Genomic DNA, 14,984 nt, shown 5'->3' with positions numbered 1-14,984 from the left:
GGCGAGCGGTGCGAGAGCGTGGCCATCGCATCGCGCAATTGCTGTTTCGTCGTACGGTCACGGTTGACGACGAGCAGCACGCCGTCGGCTTTGTTCGCGATGACGGCGGCGTCGACGTGCGGAAGGAGTCCCGGGGTGTCGAGAACGACGATGTCGAAATCGTGCGCCAGCTCGTCGACGAACTCCGAGAACCGGCGTGATGTCAGCAGCTCGGCGGGTGAGCCGACGGACGAGCCGCTGTGGATCATCGAGAGCAGGGGGACACCGGTGCCGTGGATGGCCTCGTCGACCAGTACCCGGCCGGAGAGCACGTCGGTCAGCCCCGGACCGTCGGGAATTCCGAATGCATGCCCGAGCGACGGATGCCGCAGGTCGGCATCCACAAGGATGACGCGACGGTCGAGGGTGGCGAGCATCGAGGCGAGGCTCGAGGCGATCAGCGTGCGGCCGTCGCCCGACCCGGCACTCGTGACCTGGATGACGCGGGTCTCCGGTGAGGGAAGAACGTCGAGTCCGAGGTTGGTCACGATCCGTTCGGTCGCGAGCGCCAGGGCGGCGCGGGCGTCGTCGGGGTGACCTCGATGCAGCCGTGGCACGAATCCGACCGAGTGCAATCCGAGCACCTCGGCGAGTTCGCCGTCGGTGCCCACGGTCTTCTTGCTCGTCTTGCGCAGAATGGCGATGGCGAAGCCCAGGCCGATGCCGATGATCCCCCCGAGCGCGAGGTTCAGCGTCGTGCGTGGAGAGATCGCCTTGTCGGTGAGGGTCGGGCCGGAGACGACGTTGAGCTTGACGTTGGCCGCGTCGGCATTGCCCCGGTTGTCGAGCTCGGCGACGAGTCCGCCGAAGTCCTCGGCGATCGCACGGGCGATGTCGAACGAGCGGTCCTTGTCGGTGTCGTGCACCTCGACTCCCAGCAGCACCGTCTCGGGATCGGAGTATGCCGAGACCATCGAGGTGAGCTGGCTGACGCTGAGGTCGACCCCGCTCGAGTCGATGATCTTGTTGATCATCGCCTCGCTGGTCATCAGCTGAACGTACGAGTTGATGCGTCTCTGGGCGAACTCGTCGGCCTGCAGGGGGGTCTCGCCGACCTCGCTCTGGGTCGAGACGAAGAACTTGACGTTGCTGGAGTAGACCGGCCTGCTCACAGAGTTGTACGCCGTCGCCAGTCCGAGCCCGGCCACAAGAGTGATCACGACGATCCACCATCCTGTAGCGATCGCTCGCAGGTATACCTGCAGTGCCATGAAAAACTCCCCAAGATGTGGACAAAAGATGAAGGCCCCGGCAAGCGAATAGCGACAGTGGCGTTGGCGATCGGCGGGGCTCTCCTCTATTATGTGAGGAATACTCGTATTTGACCACCCCTCGTTCGGGTGACATATCCTATTTCGGAGGTTCGGCGCCATGGCACAGCCACGCATTCTCGTCGTTCATCCGAGCGCCGAGCTCTACGGGTCTGATCGGGTGCTGCTCGAAAGCGTGACCGGGTTCCTCGCCCACGGGGCCCACGTCGACGTCGTGCTCGCCGCGGGCGGCCCCCTCCAGGCGCAGATCGAAGCGCGCGGCGCATCCGTGACCATCGAGTCGATGCCCGTGCTGCGCAAGTCCATGCTCAGGCCCCGCGCGCTCCCGGCCTTGCTCGCCGCCCACGTCTCGGGGCTCGTGCGCGGAATCCGCCTTGTCCGGCAACTCCGACCTTCGGTCGTCTACGTGAGCACTCTCACTATCCCCCTCTGGAACGCGGTCGCACGGCTCGCGCGCGTTCCCCTGGTCGTGCACGTGCACGAGGCCGAACGCAGTGCGGGCCGGCTCCTCCGGGCCGGCCTCGTCGCACCCCTGCGATTGGCGTCGCTCATCGTCTTCAACAGCCGCTACGCGCAGGCCACCGTCGAAATGGACTATCCCCGCGCCTCGGCGAAATCCCGGGTGGTCTACAACGGCGTGGTCGGGCCGGCTACGACGACTCCGGCCAGGCGCTCGCTCGACGGCGGGCTGAGGCTCGTCTACGTCGGCAGGCTCTCGGCCCGCAAGGGCCCGGATGTCCTCGTCGAGGCGATGGCGCGCGCTCGGCATTCAGAGATGCTGACCCTCACGCTCATCGGTGCGGTCTTCGCCGGCTACGAACGTTTCGAGCAGCAGCTGCGCGCGAGAATAGCCGAACTCGGCCTCACGAACCGCGTGCGCCTCGAGGGCTTTCAGCCCAGCGGTTACCCCTATCTCGCCGAGGGCGACGTGGCCGTCGTGCCGTCGACAATCGACGAGCCGTTCGGCAACACGGCCGTCGAGGCCATGCTGGCCGCGAGACCCGCCATCGTCAGCGACACCTCCGGTCTACGCGAGGCCGGAGCGGGCTACGGCTCGGTGGTCTTCGTTCCTCCCGCCGACGCCGATGCTCTAGCGGCCGCGATAGACCACACCGTCGACGAATGGGCGACCCTGGCCGAGCGGGCACGCGTCGATGCCGACCGCGCAGAAGAGCGCCATGCTTTGTCTGCGTATAACGCGCAGATGTGGGCCGCTGTGCAGCGCTTCCTGCCCGCCGTCTCACAGCGACGCGGCCTGGCCGTCGTGGCCGAGAAGTAACCCGATGCTCACGGGGGAAGTGAAGAATCAGAGCGCACCGAGCGTGGCCCACGGGGTGCGCTGGTCGGGCATCGCCGTGATTGCGCGGCAGCTCGTGCAGGTGCTGAGCGCCGTGCTCATCGCGCGCATTCTCGGCCCGTCGAGCTACGGAATCATCAGTGCCGCGATGATCTACGTGACCCTCACCTCGCTCGTTCTCGATCAGGGCCTCTCTGCCGCCCTGATCCAACGCCCGAAACTCAACGAGAAGGCGCCCGGCGCCGTCGCGACCGTGAACATCCTGCTGGCCGTGATCATCGCGGTCGTGACCTGGTTCGCCGCGCCCCTGCTCGCGGGCTTCTTCGGCACGCCCGAGCTCGTGCCCGTCTTTCGGATGCTCGCGGTGCTGCTGCCGCTCAAGGCGCTCGCCATCGTTCCACGCGCGATGCTGTCGCGAGGTCAGTCGTTCAAGGGAATCGCCCTGGCCGACGTCGCCGGCGGCATCGCCGGCGCGACCACCGGCGTGACGGCGGCGATGCTCGGCGCAGACTTCTTCTCGCTCATCTACCAGGTGGGCGTGACCGATGCGATCGTCGCCGTCATGATGCTGGTCTTCGCCCGGGGTCCCGTGCCCAACTTCGCGTTCGCCCAGATGAAGAACCTCATGTCGTTCAGCGTGAAGGTCTTCCTCACGAACTGCGTCGCCTACTTCTCCCGCAACGTCGATGGAATCCTGGTCGGCCGGGTGCTCGGCGTGACCTCGCTCGCGATGTACGGCATGGCCTACCGGGTGCTCTCGCTGCCCGTGCAATTCGTGGGCCAGACCGTGAACCGGGTGCTCTTTCCGGTCTTCTCGCGCAACACCCACGACCGCGCGAAAGTGGCTACGCAACTCACCGGAGCCACCGAGACCCTGGCGCTCGCGGTCGTTCCTGTGATGGTGTTCATCTCGTGCGCGGCCCCCGAACTGGTGCGCCTCGTACTCGGCCCGGAGTGGCTGCCCGCGGCGGCGCTGATCGCGGTCTTCGCCCTCGGCGGGGCGCGCGAGACCATCTTCTACATCACTCCCGCCCTGATGAAGGCCTTCGGCAGAACGACACTGCTGCTCAACTACGAGTTCCTCGCGACCGGCCTGCAAGTGGCGGGCATCATCGTGGGCCTGCAGTTCGGCGTCTTCGGGGTGGCCGTCGGCTACACCGCCGTCGGCTTCGCGCTGATTCCCGTGCTGCTCGGCATCCAGGCCCGTATCTCGGGCGTGCGCGTGCGCACCCAGCTCGCCGCCATCCTGCCCGCCGTGCACGCCAGCGCATGGGGTGCCGCGGCCTACCTGTGCGTGGGCCTGCTCGATCTTCCCCTCATCGCCCACCTCGCGGTGGGTGCCGCAGCGTATGTCGTGCTCGCGCTCGCGGTGCTTCTCGTCGTTCACCGCAGAATGACCATTCGCTTCATCGGCCGGGCCGGCGAGATTCTCGGCTCGCGCCGTGCCACCCCCGATCCGCGGGAATCCGCGGCCCCATCCGTCTCAACCGAAGAGGTCGTCCGATGACAGATCCAGCCGGCGAACCGTCGCTCACCATCGCGGTTCTCACCTACAAGCGCGTCGAGCAACTCGTTCCGCTCATCCACATCCTGCGCGAGCAGGCCGAAAAAAGCGACGCGACCGCATCGATCCTCGTCGTCGACAACGACCCGGATGCCTCTGCGCGGCTGCCGGCATCCGCTGCCGTACTGGGTGCCGGCCGATATGTGCACGAGCCCACACCGGGAATCGCCGCCGCGCGCAATCGAGCGTTGCGGGAGGCGACGAATTCGTCGCTGCTCGTGTTCATTGATGACGACGAGGTGCCGGTGGAGGGATGGTTGCAGCAGCTGTTCGACGAGTATCTGCGCTCCTGGCCCGTGGCCGTGGTGGGCCCTGTCGTGTCGAGCTACGAGAAGCAGCCCGAGCCGTGGATCGAGGCAGGACGCTTCTTCGCCAGGCGTCGACTCGCCTCGGGCACCCGGGTCGACGTCGCCGCCACCAACAACCTGCTGCTCGACCTCGAGTGGCTTCGTCGCCAGGGCATCGAGTTCGACGACGCGTTCGGCCTCTCCGGCGGCAGCGACACCCTCTTCTCCCGCCAGATCACGGCGGCGGGAGGCGAGATCGTGTGGTGCGACGAGGCCGTGGTGCACGACATGGTGCCGGCATCACGCGCTACGCGTACCTGGGTTCTGCAGCGCGCCTATCGCAGTGGAAACTCGTGGAGCAGGTCGTCGTTGGCCCTCGAGGCGAGCGGTGTCGGACGCGCGAGGGTGCGCACGGTGCTGATCGCTCGCGGAACGGTTCGCTACGTCGGCGGCGCGATTCGCGAGCTCGTAGGCCGCGTCGCTGGTCGTCTCGATGCCGAAGCGCAGGGAACGCGGACGCGCAGGCGAGGAGCCGGCATGATCGCGGGCGCCGTGGGTCGCGTCTACTCCGAGTACGCACGCCCGCACACCGTCTTTTCGACGACAGAGAAGGCCTAGCACGTGAGCCCGAGAACGTCACTCATCGCCCTCGTCGCGCTCTCGCTCGTGTTCAGCGGAACACCCGCAGCGGCGAGCGCCGCGACGCCCACGGCCGCAGATCCGTGGCAGACCGACTCGGTGGTGGCGACGGATGATTTCGGGCGCGCCGACCAGGCCGGCTGGGGTTCTGCGACGGCAGGGGGCCCGTATCAGCTCTCCGGCGCCGCATCGTTCTCGGTCGCATCGAAGAAGGGCCTCGTCGCCATTCCGGCGGCGGCCACCTCGCGAGCGGCCAATCTGTCATCCCAGAGCGTGCGGGACGCGGTCGTCACGACGCAGTTCTCGGTGCCGAGCATCCCGAAGACGGGTGGCGGCCTCCGGGTCGCGATCTACGAGCGGCAGGTCGGCGCCACCGCCTATCGGGCTACCGCGACGATCGCGCCGGACGGCGGCGTTCTGCTGGCCATCGGTCGAGTGGATGACAACTCGGGGAAGGTGGTTGCCCTCGGCGGCACAGCCGTTCCCGTCTCCGCCGCGGGTGCAGCGAGCCTTACCCTGCAACTGCGCGTGGTGGGTGATGCCTCGGTCGAGTTGAGCACGCGACTCTTCAAGACGGGCTCGGCGGTTCCGGGCTGGTCGGTCACGGCGACCGACAGAAGCGCACAGCGCATAGCCACTCCGGGTGTTCCCGGTATCTGGGTATATACGGCCGCGGGTTCGTCGGCCGCCACCGTGGCCTACGAGAAGCTCGCCGTCGAGAGGGTCAAGAAGACCGTCGCGCCGGTTCCGGTCCCCGCTCCGGTCCCGGCCCCTGATCCGGTTCCCGCCCCTGATCCGGCTCCGGCTCCTGCCCCCGCTCCGGCGCCGAGTTCCGGCGTTCTCACGGCCGGCTCGGCCGCCGTCGGAACCACGACGTACCCCGTGCCTTCCGGGGCCGTCTTCGTAGCGGCATCCAGTGGCTCCGACGACAACGAGGGCACTCAGGCGAAACCCTATAAGACACTCGCCAAAGCGATCGCCGTGGCCCCCGCGGGCTCCACCATCGTGCTTCGCGGCGACACCTACCACGAGACCGTGGCCATCCAGCAGAACAAGCCCCTCACCATCCAGAGCTACCCCAATGAGGCCGTCTGGCTCGACGGCAGCGCACCGGTATCGGGATTCGCTCGCAGCGGATCGACGTGGGTGCACACCGGATGGACGACGACATTCGACCACAGCCCGACCTACAGCCGCGGCAAGCCCGACTACGCGCAGAAGGGCTGGGTCTTCCTGAACCCGGACTACCCGATGGCGGCATATCCCGACCAGGTCTTCATCGATGGTGTGGCGCAGAAGCAGGTCGCGTCCGCGGCCAAGGTCGTGCCCGGCACTTTTTATATCGATGAATCGGCCGACACGATGATCCTCGGTTCCGACCCGTCGGCAAAGGCCGTCAGGGCCAGCACGCTGCAGCGCGCCCTGACCATCCGGGCCCCCAAGACCGTCATCCGCGGTATCGGCATTCGTCGATATGCGCCGTCGATGCCCGACATGGGAGCGCTTCGCGTCGACGACGTCGCCACCGGCGTGACGTTGCAGGACGTCACGCTGACCGACATCTCGACGATGGGAATGAGCGCGGTCGCCTCGGGCCTCGCCCTCACCCGCGTGACGTCGTCGAACAACGGCTTCATCGGCATCCAGGTCACCTACGCCGACGGCATGAGGGCGTCGTCGGTGCTCGTGGCAGGCAATAACACCGAGAACTTCAACTACACGCCAGCCGCGGGCGGTTTCAAGGTGGTGCGATCGCGTACCGTGTCTGTCGACTCCAGTGTCATCCGCGACAATAAGGGCACAGGCTTGTGGTTCGACGAGTCGGTCTACGACGCGACGGTTACGAACAGCACGATCACCGGCAACTACCACCACGGCCTGATGGTCGAGCTGACCGAGAAGGTCGTGGTGGCGAACAACTTCATCGCGAGAAACGCGCAGGCGGGTGTGAAGCTCTACAGCAGCGGCGACGGTCAGATCTGGAACAACACGATCATCGACAACAAGCGCAACATCGACCTGACGCAGGACACGAGGGTGGCGAGCAACGTGAACGCAGCGGGCCACGATCCCCGCCGCCCTGTGCCAGACCCGACGGTTCCGTGGCTCTTGACGAACGTGACCGTGGCCAACAACGTGATCGGCCGGCCCATCGCGGGCACCGACTGCCTGCTGTGCGCGCAGGACAACCTGCAGAAGAGCACGGGCGGACAGCTGAACATCGTCGTGACCGGCAATCTGTTGCAGCGGGCGGCGGTGACGACCCCGAAGAACATGTTCCGCTGGCCCAACGGCACCGCTGGGGTAGCCACGTACAACTCCGTCGCCGACTTCTCGAGGGCGACTGGCCAGAAGGGCGGCCTCGAACTCACCGGGGCGATGGATGCGACGGGTGCCGTCGCATCGGCGACGCTTGCGGCCGCGAAAGCTCTCACCGTCGCAGTGCCCCCATCCGTCGCCGCCAAGGCGGGAATCCCCGCTCGAGCCGGCACTGTCGGGGCATCTCACCGCTAGACGCGGAACATCTCTCTGGGAAATCGATGACTACAACGCGAACGCAACCGACAGAGGCGGCACCGGCCGCACCGGCGGGCACGCGCGCCTTCCGCGCCGACGTGCAGGCGTTGCGTGCGGTGGCCGTCATGGCGGTTGTGCTGTATCACCTGTGGCCCGAGCGGCTTCCGGGCGGGTTCGTGGGCGTCGACATCTTCTTCGTCATCTCTGGATTCCTGATCACCCAGCACCTGATGGGCGAGATCTCCCGCACGGGCCGCGTGGCGCTGGGCGCGTTCTGGGCCCGGCGCATCCGGCGCCTGCTTCCTGCGGCATTCACGGTCATCGCTGCGTCTCTCGTGCTGTTGTTCGCGGTGATGCCGCGGGTGACCTGGCAAGAGAACCTTCAGCAGCTCGGGGCGTCTGCGGCCTACGGCGAGAACTGGCTGCTCGGCTTCGACGCCGTCGACTATCTCGCCGCCGAGAACAGTGCCACGCTTGCCCAGCACTATTGGTCTCTGTCGGTCGAGGAGCAGTTCTACGTCGTGTGGCCGATCGTGCTGCTGGCAGCGCTGGCAATCGCGCGACTGGTGAAGCGCGGAACACCCCGGTCGGCCGTGCGGTGGGCGCTCGTCGCGGTCTTCGTCGGCTCGCTCACCGTGTCGATTGTCATGACCGACCGATCCCCAGAACTGGCGTTCTTCGCCACGCCGACGCGCGCCTGGGAATTCGCCGCCGGCGGCCTGCTCGCCCTGTTTCCGACGCTCGTCGCCGGAGCGCGGCTCGCTTCGCTCCGTGCCGCGATGAGCTGGGCCGGACTCGCGGTGATCGCCTACTCGGTCTTCTTCATCACGGGAGACCTTCCTTTTCCGGGCGTCATCGCCCTGGTGCCGGTTCTGGGCGCGGTGCTCGTCATCGCGGGGGGAACGTCGTCACTGGGCTGGTCGCCATCGCGGGCAGCCGGGCTGCGGCCCGTTCAATGGATCGGCGACTACTCGTATTCGATCTACCTCTGGCACTGGCCGTTGATCATCGCAGCGCCCTGGCTTCTTCACGGCGCCACGAACTGGGTATCGAAGTTCGGCATCCTCGCACTGACCCTTCTCCTGGCCGTGCTCACCAAGAGGCTGATCGAAGACCCGCTCCGAAGCAGGCCGGGCGTTCGGCAGCGTCGCCGCACGGCATACGGATTCGCGGCCGCGGGCACGGTCGTGATCGTGCTCGTCTCAGGGCTGGGCTTCGTCGGAGTGCAGCGCAGCAACGACGACGCGGCCGCGCGCGCGCAGGCAAGCCTGCAAGACGATGCGTGCTTCGGTGCTCGAGCCATGGTCGCCTCGAACGCGTGCACTGACCCGTTCGCGCGACCGGCAGACCTCGATACCGCGTTCGCGGCCAGCGACCTGGGCACGGACGAGTCGTGCCAGCAGACGGCTCAGGCGACCGAGGTCATTCTCTGCCGCTTCGGAGAGACCGTCTCGCCGGCCAAGACGATCGTGGTGATCGGCAACTCCCACGCCCTGCGCCTGATGCCCGCTCTCGAGTACTACGGAGCTTCCCGCGACTGGCAGATCATCCTGGCCGCCAAGACCGACTGCACCGGGGCCAGCACCATCCCGGTGCCCGGCCAGTCCCCGGCCGACGCGTGCGTGGCCTGGTCGGCCGACGTGCAGCAGCAGATCCTCTCGATGCCGCATGTCGACGGCGTAGTCTTCGCCAGCCACGCGAGCGCGCAGGACTACCTCGCCGGAGACGGTGCCACGGCGGCCGACGTGGATGCGGCGAAGGCGAACGTCGTGCAGAACTGGACGGCCCTCGAAGAGGCCGGAATTCCCGTGGTCGTCACCGAGGATGTTCCTGGAATGCGGCCCGAGCCCGGGCCGGAATGCATCGCCATGTCGAGCGCCGCGGTCGATCCCTGTGCGCTGCCCCGGGCATCCGTCGTGGTGCCGAACCTGCTCACGGAGCTGGCGCAGCAGAATCCTTCGCTCGCCGCGTATGTGACGCTCGACCAGTACATGTGCGACAGCGAGCTGTGCCACAGCCTGGTCGGCGGTGTCATCGTGTACAGCGATTCCCACCATCTCACGGGAACCTTCTCCCGTTCCCTCGGCGACTACCTCGGCGCCGACGTCGAGACCGCCCTGTCGCCGAGATAGCGGCTATGTCGGAGACGACGACGGTCGGGGCTACGCGCAGGTAGCCGAAGGCCGCATTCGGCGACCCCGTGCCTCGTTCCTCCGCATCGACTCACGGATCGCCGACTCCATCCAGTCACGCAGGGAGTATCGGATGTGGGATCGAGCGAACACGCTCGTCGTGAACGGCGGATCGTATGTGTCGATCTGCAGGAGCGCCCGGGCCGATAGGCCGGAGCGGCTGAACGGGTCGTCGCCCGGTAGGCCCTGCGCCCCGTCGTCGTCGGCCAGCTTGTCGATCCTGACACCGATCACCGGTGTTCTGAACTCATGCACGGCCCTGCCGACGGCGTAGATCACCTGAGGATCTGCATCGGTGTGCTCGCCGATCAGTACCACCAGGCATTCCGCGGCTGCGATCGCGTTGTCGATGCGCGACTTCATCGCAGAATCGGGTGAAGTAGCACTGGCGATGGTCACGAGATTGTCCGGTACGGCCCGTACGCCCTCAGCGGTCTCCATGACCTGCCGCGCCCTGAAACGGTCCTTCGCGTCGTCGAACAGATAAAAAGCGTTCCGCATGTGTACCAACCTCATCGAGAAATGAACGAAGAGCACTTCTGCTCCCATAGAGGGGACGCACAATTGTTGCGGCTATGACGCCGTAATCCGAGAAAAGTGAACTCGGAGCTTCTGGTGAACGAAGTCTGTCACGCCGCAGGACGCGAGGAAAGCACGCCCGTGCCGCCGGGAGTTCAACCGAGGCGGCTCATGTCTGTGAACCATTTGACGCTGGCGAGGGTCAGATGGGCCGCGTTGGCGACGAAGAACACCGCATACGCGATGAAGAACAGAACCGGAAAGCCCAGCAGCACGAAGAGCATGCAGAGGAAGCCGTAGTCGGTGGGAACGAGCAACAGAGAGCGCGCCCGGCTGCGTCCGTCGGCCGTCGACGCCGGCCCGGTTACGGCAGCCGAGGCGGATGCTGCGCCGTGCGCGGCCTTCAGCTGGTCGTTGAGGATCATGGCGAAGAACGACACGGCGGCCACGATGCAATAGCCGATCGGCACGAGCAACAGCGCGTCATTCGACAGCTCGAAGAAGCGATAGGCGCTGATCAGCACCGCGAGGTGCAGCGTCGAGATCTTGAGCGCGTCGACCACATGGTCGAGCCATTCGCCGCTGGCCGATCCGCCGCCGCGCAGGCGGGCCACCTGCCCGTCGGCCGAATCGAATGCGTAGCCTGCGGCCAGCAGCAGCCACACCACGATGCCGAGCCACCACACCGGCGCTACGGTAGCGATCAGAGCGATCCCCGTGAACGTGAACGCGGCGCTGATGCCCGTGACCATGTTGGGGGTGAGCCCGGCGCGGTACGCCCAGGCAGCGAGGTAGCGCCCCACACGGCGATTCACGTAGATCGAGTACGGGGGAGCCCCCCGGGCCGCCTTCTTCTGGGCGGATGCCAGCCGGCGAACGGTGCCGAGATAGGTCTCGTCGGCCGCGGGGGAGACCCGCGCGTGCGCGACGCTCACGACGCGCGATCCAGGTCGGTCAGAGTTGCCGAGGTGGTTTCGCTCGGTGTCAACTCGCTCGAAGCCAACTCGCTCGGTGTGGTCATCGGCGATGGTTCCCACGCGATGGAGTTGCGGGTTCTCCGGCCGAGGCCCCGGGTGCTGTGCCCGGCATGCAGGCGCTTCGCGAGGCTTTCGTAGCCGTCGGTCACGGTGTCCCAGTTGTAGCGCTCGTTCGCGCGGGCCTGCAGCAGACCGGCGGTCTCAGCGGTCGCACGGGTCTCGGACTCGGATTCGTCGACGTGCCGCGCGAGCGCCGCGGCATCGGAGAAAAAGAGGCCTTCGGTTCCGAGCACATCGCGGTTGAAGACCACGTCGTAGGCGATCACGGCCGTGCGGGCTCCCATCGCACGCAACAGCGACGGATTCGTGCCGCCCACGGAGTGTCCGTGGATATAGGTGTACGCGTGGGCGTACAGCTGGTCGAGCAGCTCCTGGTCGAAGATGCCGCCCACGAGATGGATGCGTGGGTCGCCCGCCGCGAGACGCTCGATCTCGGTCGTGTGCGCCGCCGCGTAGGGCGCGGAGCCGACGACGACGAGAGGCATGTCGGCGTTGCTGCGGCGGTAGCCGTCGACCACGACGTCGACGTGGTTCTCCGGCTCGAAGCGTGCCACGACGAGGTGGAATTTGCCCGCCGCGAGTCCGAGGTCGTGCAGGCGGTTCGTCGGCGTGTCGGTGAGAATGGGGGCGCCGTAGGTGATGAGTTCGGTGGGGACGCTGAATTCGTGCGTGTAGTAGTCCGCGATTCCCTGCGCGTCGGAGATGAGCGCATCCGCGTGCCGAACAGAGAACTGTTCGGCCCAGCGGTAGTAGCGGCGGCCGTTCTTGCCCCACTTGCCGCGTTTCCACTCGAGCCCGTCGACGTGCACGGCCGTCGGTATTCGCTGCATACGCAGGGCGGGCAGGAAGGGCGCGTTTGCCGCGTTGAAGAGAAATGCCACGTCGTGCTGCTCGACGGTCGCGAGGTGGGCCACGGAGAGGGCCGTGTGGCTCAGCGTCTCGATGGCCTTCGAGCGAACGGAGGGCAGGTGCACCAGGCCCATGCCCAGGTAGCTGTCGCGGGGCTCGTCGCCTTCGCCTTGCCGGCAGTAGACGGTCACCTCGTGACCGCGCGCGACGAGCCGCTGGCCGATCTCCTCGACGGCGGTCTCGAATCCACCGTAGGCCGCCGGCACGCCGCGCGTGCCCAGCATGGCGATCCTGAGTGAGTTCATCAGTATGCTCCTGTTGGTCTGGTGAGCACCTTCACGGTGCGCCACATGATGATGAGGTCTCCTGTCAGAGACCAGTTCTCGACGTAGTAGAGGTCGAGCCGCACGCCCTCGTCCCAGCTCAGGTCCGAACGTCCGTTGACCTGCCACATGCCGGTGAGTCCGGGCTTGATGAACAGGCGTCGGTGCACGTGGTCTTCATAGCTCGCCACTTCGCGCACGAGCGGTGGGCGGGGGCCGACCAGGCTCATGTCGCCGATGAACACGTTCCACAGCTGGGGCAGCTCGTCGAGCGAGAATCTGCGCAGTACGGAGCCGACCCGGGTCACACGCGGATCGTTTCGCATCTTGAAGAGAACCCCCGCGCCCTGGTTCTTCTCGCGCAATCCCTCGAGGAGGACCTCGGCGTCGGTGATCATCGACCTGAACTTGCGCATGCTGAACGTCTTGCCGTTGCGCCCGACGCGCTCCTGGCGAAAGATGATCGGCCCGTCGCTGTCGCGCTTCACGAGCACGGCGAGAACGGCGAAGAGGGGAAGCAGCGCAATCAGGGCGAGACCCGAGAGCGTTATGTCGAAGGTGCGCTTGAGGGCGTGCTTGAGACCGTCGTACTGCGGAATCTCGACGTGGATGAGGGGCAGCCCCTCTACCGGTCGAAAGTGGATTCTCGGTCCCGCGATATCCACGAGCCGAGCCGCGAGCACAAGTTCCGTTGCCGCTCCTTCGAGCTGCCAGCCGAGGGTACGGATGAAGTCGCTGCCCTGCTGGGGTTGGCCTGCCACGATCACGGCGTCGACTCCCAGACGGCTCGCGGTGGCGGCGATGCCGTCGAGACCCGAGATGACCGGGATGCGCTGACGCCCGGCGACGAGCTCGTTCGGGTGGTGGCCGTCGACGACGACGCCGACGATGCGATAGGCGGCGCCGGCCTTTCCGTCGATCTGCCCGATCACATAGCTCACGTCGGCGATGTCCCCTACGACGAGGGCGCGAGAGAGAAAATGCCCGCGTTCACGCTGTCGCACCAACCAACGGCGCCAGAAGTACCGGCCGAAGAGCAGGCCGATCAGGCCGAACGGGAGTGCGACGACGAAGTATCCCCGTGCGACGTCGACCTGCAGAACCAGAAAAGCGATGGCAACGAGCCCGAAGGTGAGCATGCTCGCGTGCACGACAAGGCGGTATTCGGATGCTCCGGCACCGATCACGCGCGAATCGCGCGTTCGAAAGACACCGATCATCGCGAGCCAGCTCAGGGCGACGATCGCCGAGACCTGCCAGTAGTCCACACGGTACCCGCTTACGGCGACACTCTTTTCTGTGATGCCGAAGCGAGCGAGCTGCGCCAGCGCGATCGAACAGAGAATCACGACCGCGTCAGTGATCCGCAGCTTCTGGCGAAGGCTGCGTGCCCAGTTCGCGAGAGACGACGCTGTTTTGTCGGAGGGCTCGACCCGTACACCCGGTCGTGCGCGTCGGCGTATCGGTGACACCGGCGACAGACGGCGTGTGGTCTCGGTCATGCGCGAACGGTCCCTTCTGTGGCCGCAGCCGTCGATGTCGAACAGGGGAAGAGACAAAAAGATGAACAAAACTCGTCTTTTGAGCGAGAACTCTCCGCCTGGAGAAAATACGTGAACAAAGAACGAACTTATCCCATAGATGAGCAAATCTCATATAACCCCGTTCGGGGGGTAGATCGGCCTGCGTAGGGGCTCTTGGGCGGCGCGCCTGCACCGTACGCGTATCGACCTTCCTATTACGCAAATAAATGAGAAAAAGTCAAGCCCCCGGGTTCGAAACATCCGTTATCGATGATGCTCCGAACACACTGAGTCGCCGAGCCCGGCCCAGCTGTCGGGACGGGCGGCGGTTTTCTCATACACACACCCATGAGCTGCCCTGAATAGTAAGGAGCGCCTATGCTCAGTTTTTTCTCCATGTTCGACGCAGACAACGATTCTTTCCGCGTGCGCCAACTCGTCGCCACCGACGACACGTCGGTCACCCCCGCACCCCCGATCGACGACTACGACATCCTGAGCGATCGGCCGGATGACGTGATTCGCACGTGGATCGACGCACAACTCGCGCTCACGTCGTGCCTGGTCGTGCTCATCGGCCAGCACACGGCGAGTCAGCGCTGGGTCACCTACGCGATCGGAAGGGCCCGCATTCTCCAGAAGCCGATGATCGGAGTGGCCATCGACAAGCTGGCCGATGCCGACGGCAATCAAGGCGTCGCCGGCTCGAATCCGTTCGCCAACTCAGGCATGCCCGCCCGGGCGCTTTCCGCACTCGAGATCTACGATCCTCCCTTCGCGACATCCGTCTTCGCCCGTGCACACATCCGCTACGGCCTGCCCGAATGGGTGGAGCTGGCCGTGCGTGAAGACCGCTGGCGCGGAGACTCACGTGTGGGCAGGCACGTGCGCCGGTCGGAGCACGGGCGCCACGAAGACGCGAGCTGA

Annotated in this window: 11 protein-coding genes; 6 read left to right on the top strand and 5 right to left on the bottom strand. The window is 66.2% G+C overall.

Annotated features, from left to right (window positions below; translation table 11 throughout):
* A partial coding sequence (locus ACE5CZ_RS13120; protein ID WP_374947776.1) for a polysaccharide biosynthesis tyrosine autokinase occupies positions 1 to 1,250 on the bottom strand: 1,250 nt, incomplete at its 3' end.
* A gap of 160 nt (positions 1,251 to 1,410) precedes the next feature.
* Here ACE5CZ_RS13120 and ACE5CZ_RS13115 point away from each other — a divergent pair.
* From ACE5CZ_RS13115 to ACE5CZ_RS13095, 5 genes are read left to right on the top strand one after another with little or no spacing between them, the layout of a single operon-like run.
* Entirely contained in the window at positions 1,411 to 2,589 is a 1,179-nt protein-coding gene (locus ACE5CZ_RS13115) for a glycosyltransferase (RefSeq protein ID WP_374947775.1), read from the top strand.
* 4 nt (positions 2,590 to 2,593) lie between these two features.
* Positions 2,594 to 4,114, top strand: a complete 1,521-nt coding sequence (locus tag ACE5CZ_RS13110; protein WP_374947774.1) for a lipopolysaccharide biosynthesis protein — start codon at positions 2,594 to 2,596, stop codon at positions 4,112 to 4,114.
* The gene (locus ACE5CZ_RS13105; protein ID WP_374947773.1) at positions 4,111 to 5,076 is read left to right on the top strand and encodes a glycosyltransferase family 2 protein; all 966 of its coding nucleotides are present in this window, start codon (positions 4,111 to 4,113) and stop codon (positions 5,074 to 5,076) included. Before ACE5CZ_RS13110 ends, ACE5CZ_RS13105 begins: the two co-directional genes overlap by 4 nt.
* Before the next feature lie 3 nt (positions 5,077 to 5,079).
* Entirely contained in the window at positions 5,080 to 7,611 is a 2,532-nt protein-coding gene (locus tag ACE5CZ_RS13100) for a right-handed parallel beta-helix repeat-containing protein (protein ID WP_374947772.1), read from the top strand.
* Positions 7,612 to 7,637: 26 nt separating this feature from the next.
* The gene (locus ACE5CZ_RS13095; RefSeq protein ID WP_374947771.1) at positions 7,638 to 9,746 is read left to right on the top strand and encodes an acyltransferase family protein; all 2,109 of its coding nucleotides are present in this window, start codon (positions 7,638 to 7,640) and stop codon (positions 9,744 to 9,746) included.
* A 30-nt stretch (positions 9,747 to 9,776) separates the two neighbouring features.
* On the opposite strand, the gene ACE5CZ_RS13090 is transcribed toward ACE5CZ_RS13095, so the two are convergent.
* The 4 genes from ACE5CZ_RS13090 to ACE5CZ_RS13075 all read right to left on the bottom strand — a co-directional run bounded on the left by ACE5CZ_RS13090 (position 9,777) and on the right by ACE5CZ_RS13075 (position 14,036).
* Entirely contained in the window at positions 9,777 to 10,247 is a 471-nt protein-coding gene (locus ACE5CZ_RS13090; RefSeq protein WP_374947777.1) for a TIR domain-containing protein, read from the bottom strand.
* 233 nt (positions 10,248 to 10,480) lie between these two features.
* Positions 10,481 to 11,260, bottom strand: coding sequence for a CDP-alcohol phosphatidyltransferase family protein (locus ACE5CZ_RS13085; RefSeq protein WP_374947770.1), 780 nt, complete (start codon positions 11,258 to 11,260; stop codon positions 10,481 to 10,483).
* Entirely contained in the window at positions 11,257 to 12,516 is a 1,260-nt protein-coding gene (locus ACE5CZ_RS13080) for a DUF1972 domain-containing protein (protein ID WP_374947769.1), read from the bottom strand. The genes ACE5CZ_RS13085 and ACE5CZ_RS13080 overlap by 4 nt, the downstream gene beginning before the upstream one ends.
* A complete protein-coding gene (locus ACE5CZ_RS13075; RefSeq protein ID WP_374947768.1) occupies positions 12,516 to 14,036 on the bottom strand; it encodes a sugar transferase in 1,521 nt (506 codons plus the stop codon). The genes ACE5CZ_RS13080 and ACE5CZ_RS13075 overlap by 1 nt, the downstream gene beginning before the upstream one ends.
* Positions 14,037 to 14,435: 399 nt before the next feature.
* Between ACE5CZ_RS13075 and ACE5CZ_RS13070 the strand changes: the two genes are divergently transcribed.
* Positions 14,436 to 14,984, top strand: a complete 549-nt coding sequence (locus ACE5CZ_RS13070; RefSeq protein WP_374947767.1) for a TIR domain-containing protein — start codon at positions 14,436 to 14,438, stop codon at positions 14,982 to 14,984.

Origin of the sequence: Agreia sp. (assembly GCF_964263775.1) — a bacterium.
In the GTDB taxonomy this organism is placed as follows: Bacteria; Actinomycetota; Actinomycetes; order Actinomycetales; family Microbacteriaceae; genus Agreia.
This window is presented reverse-complemented; position numbering and strand designations above follow the sequence as displayed.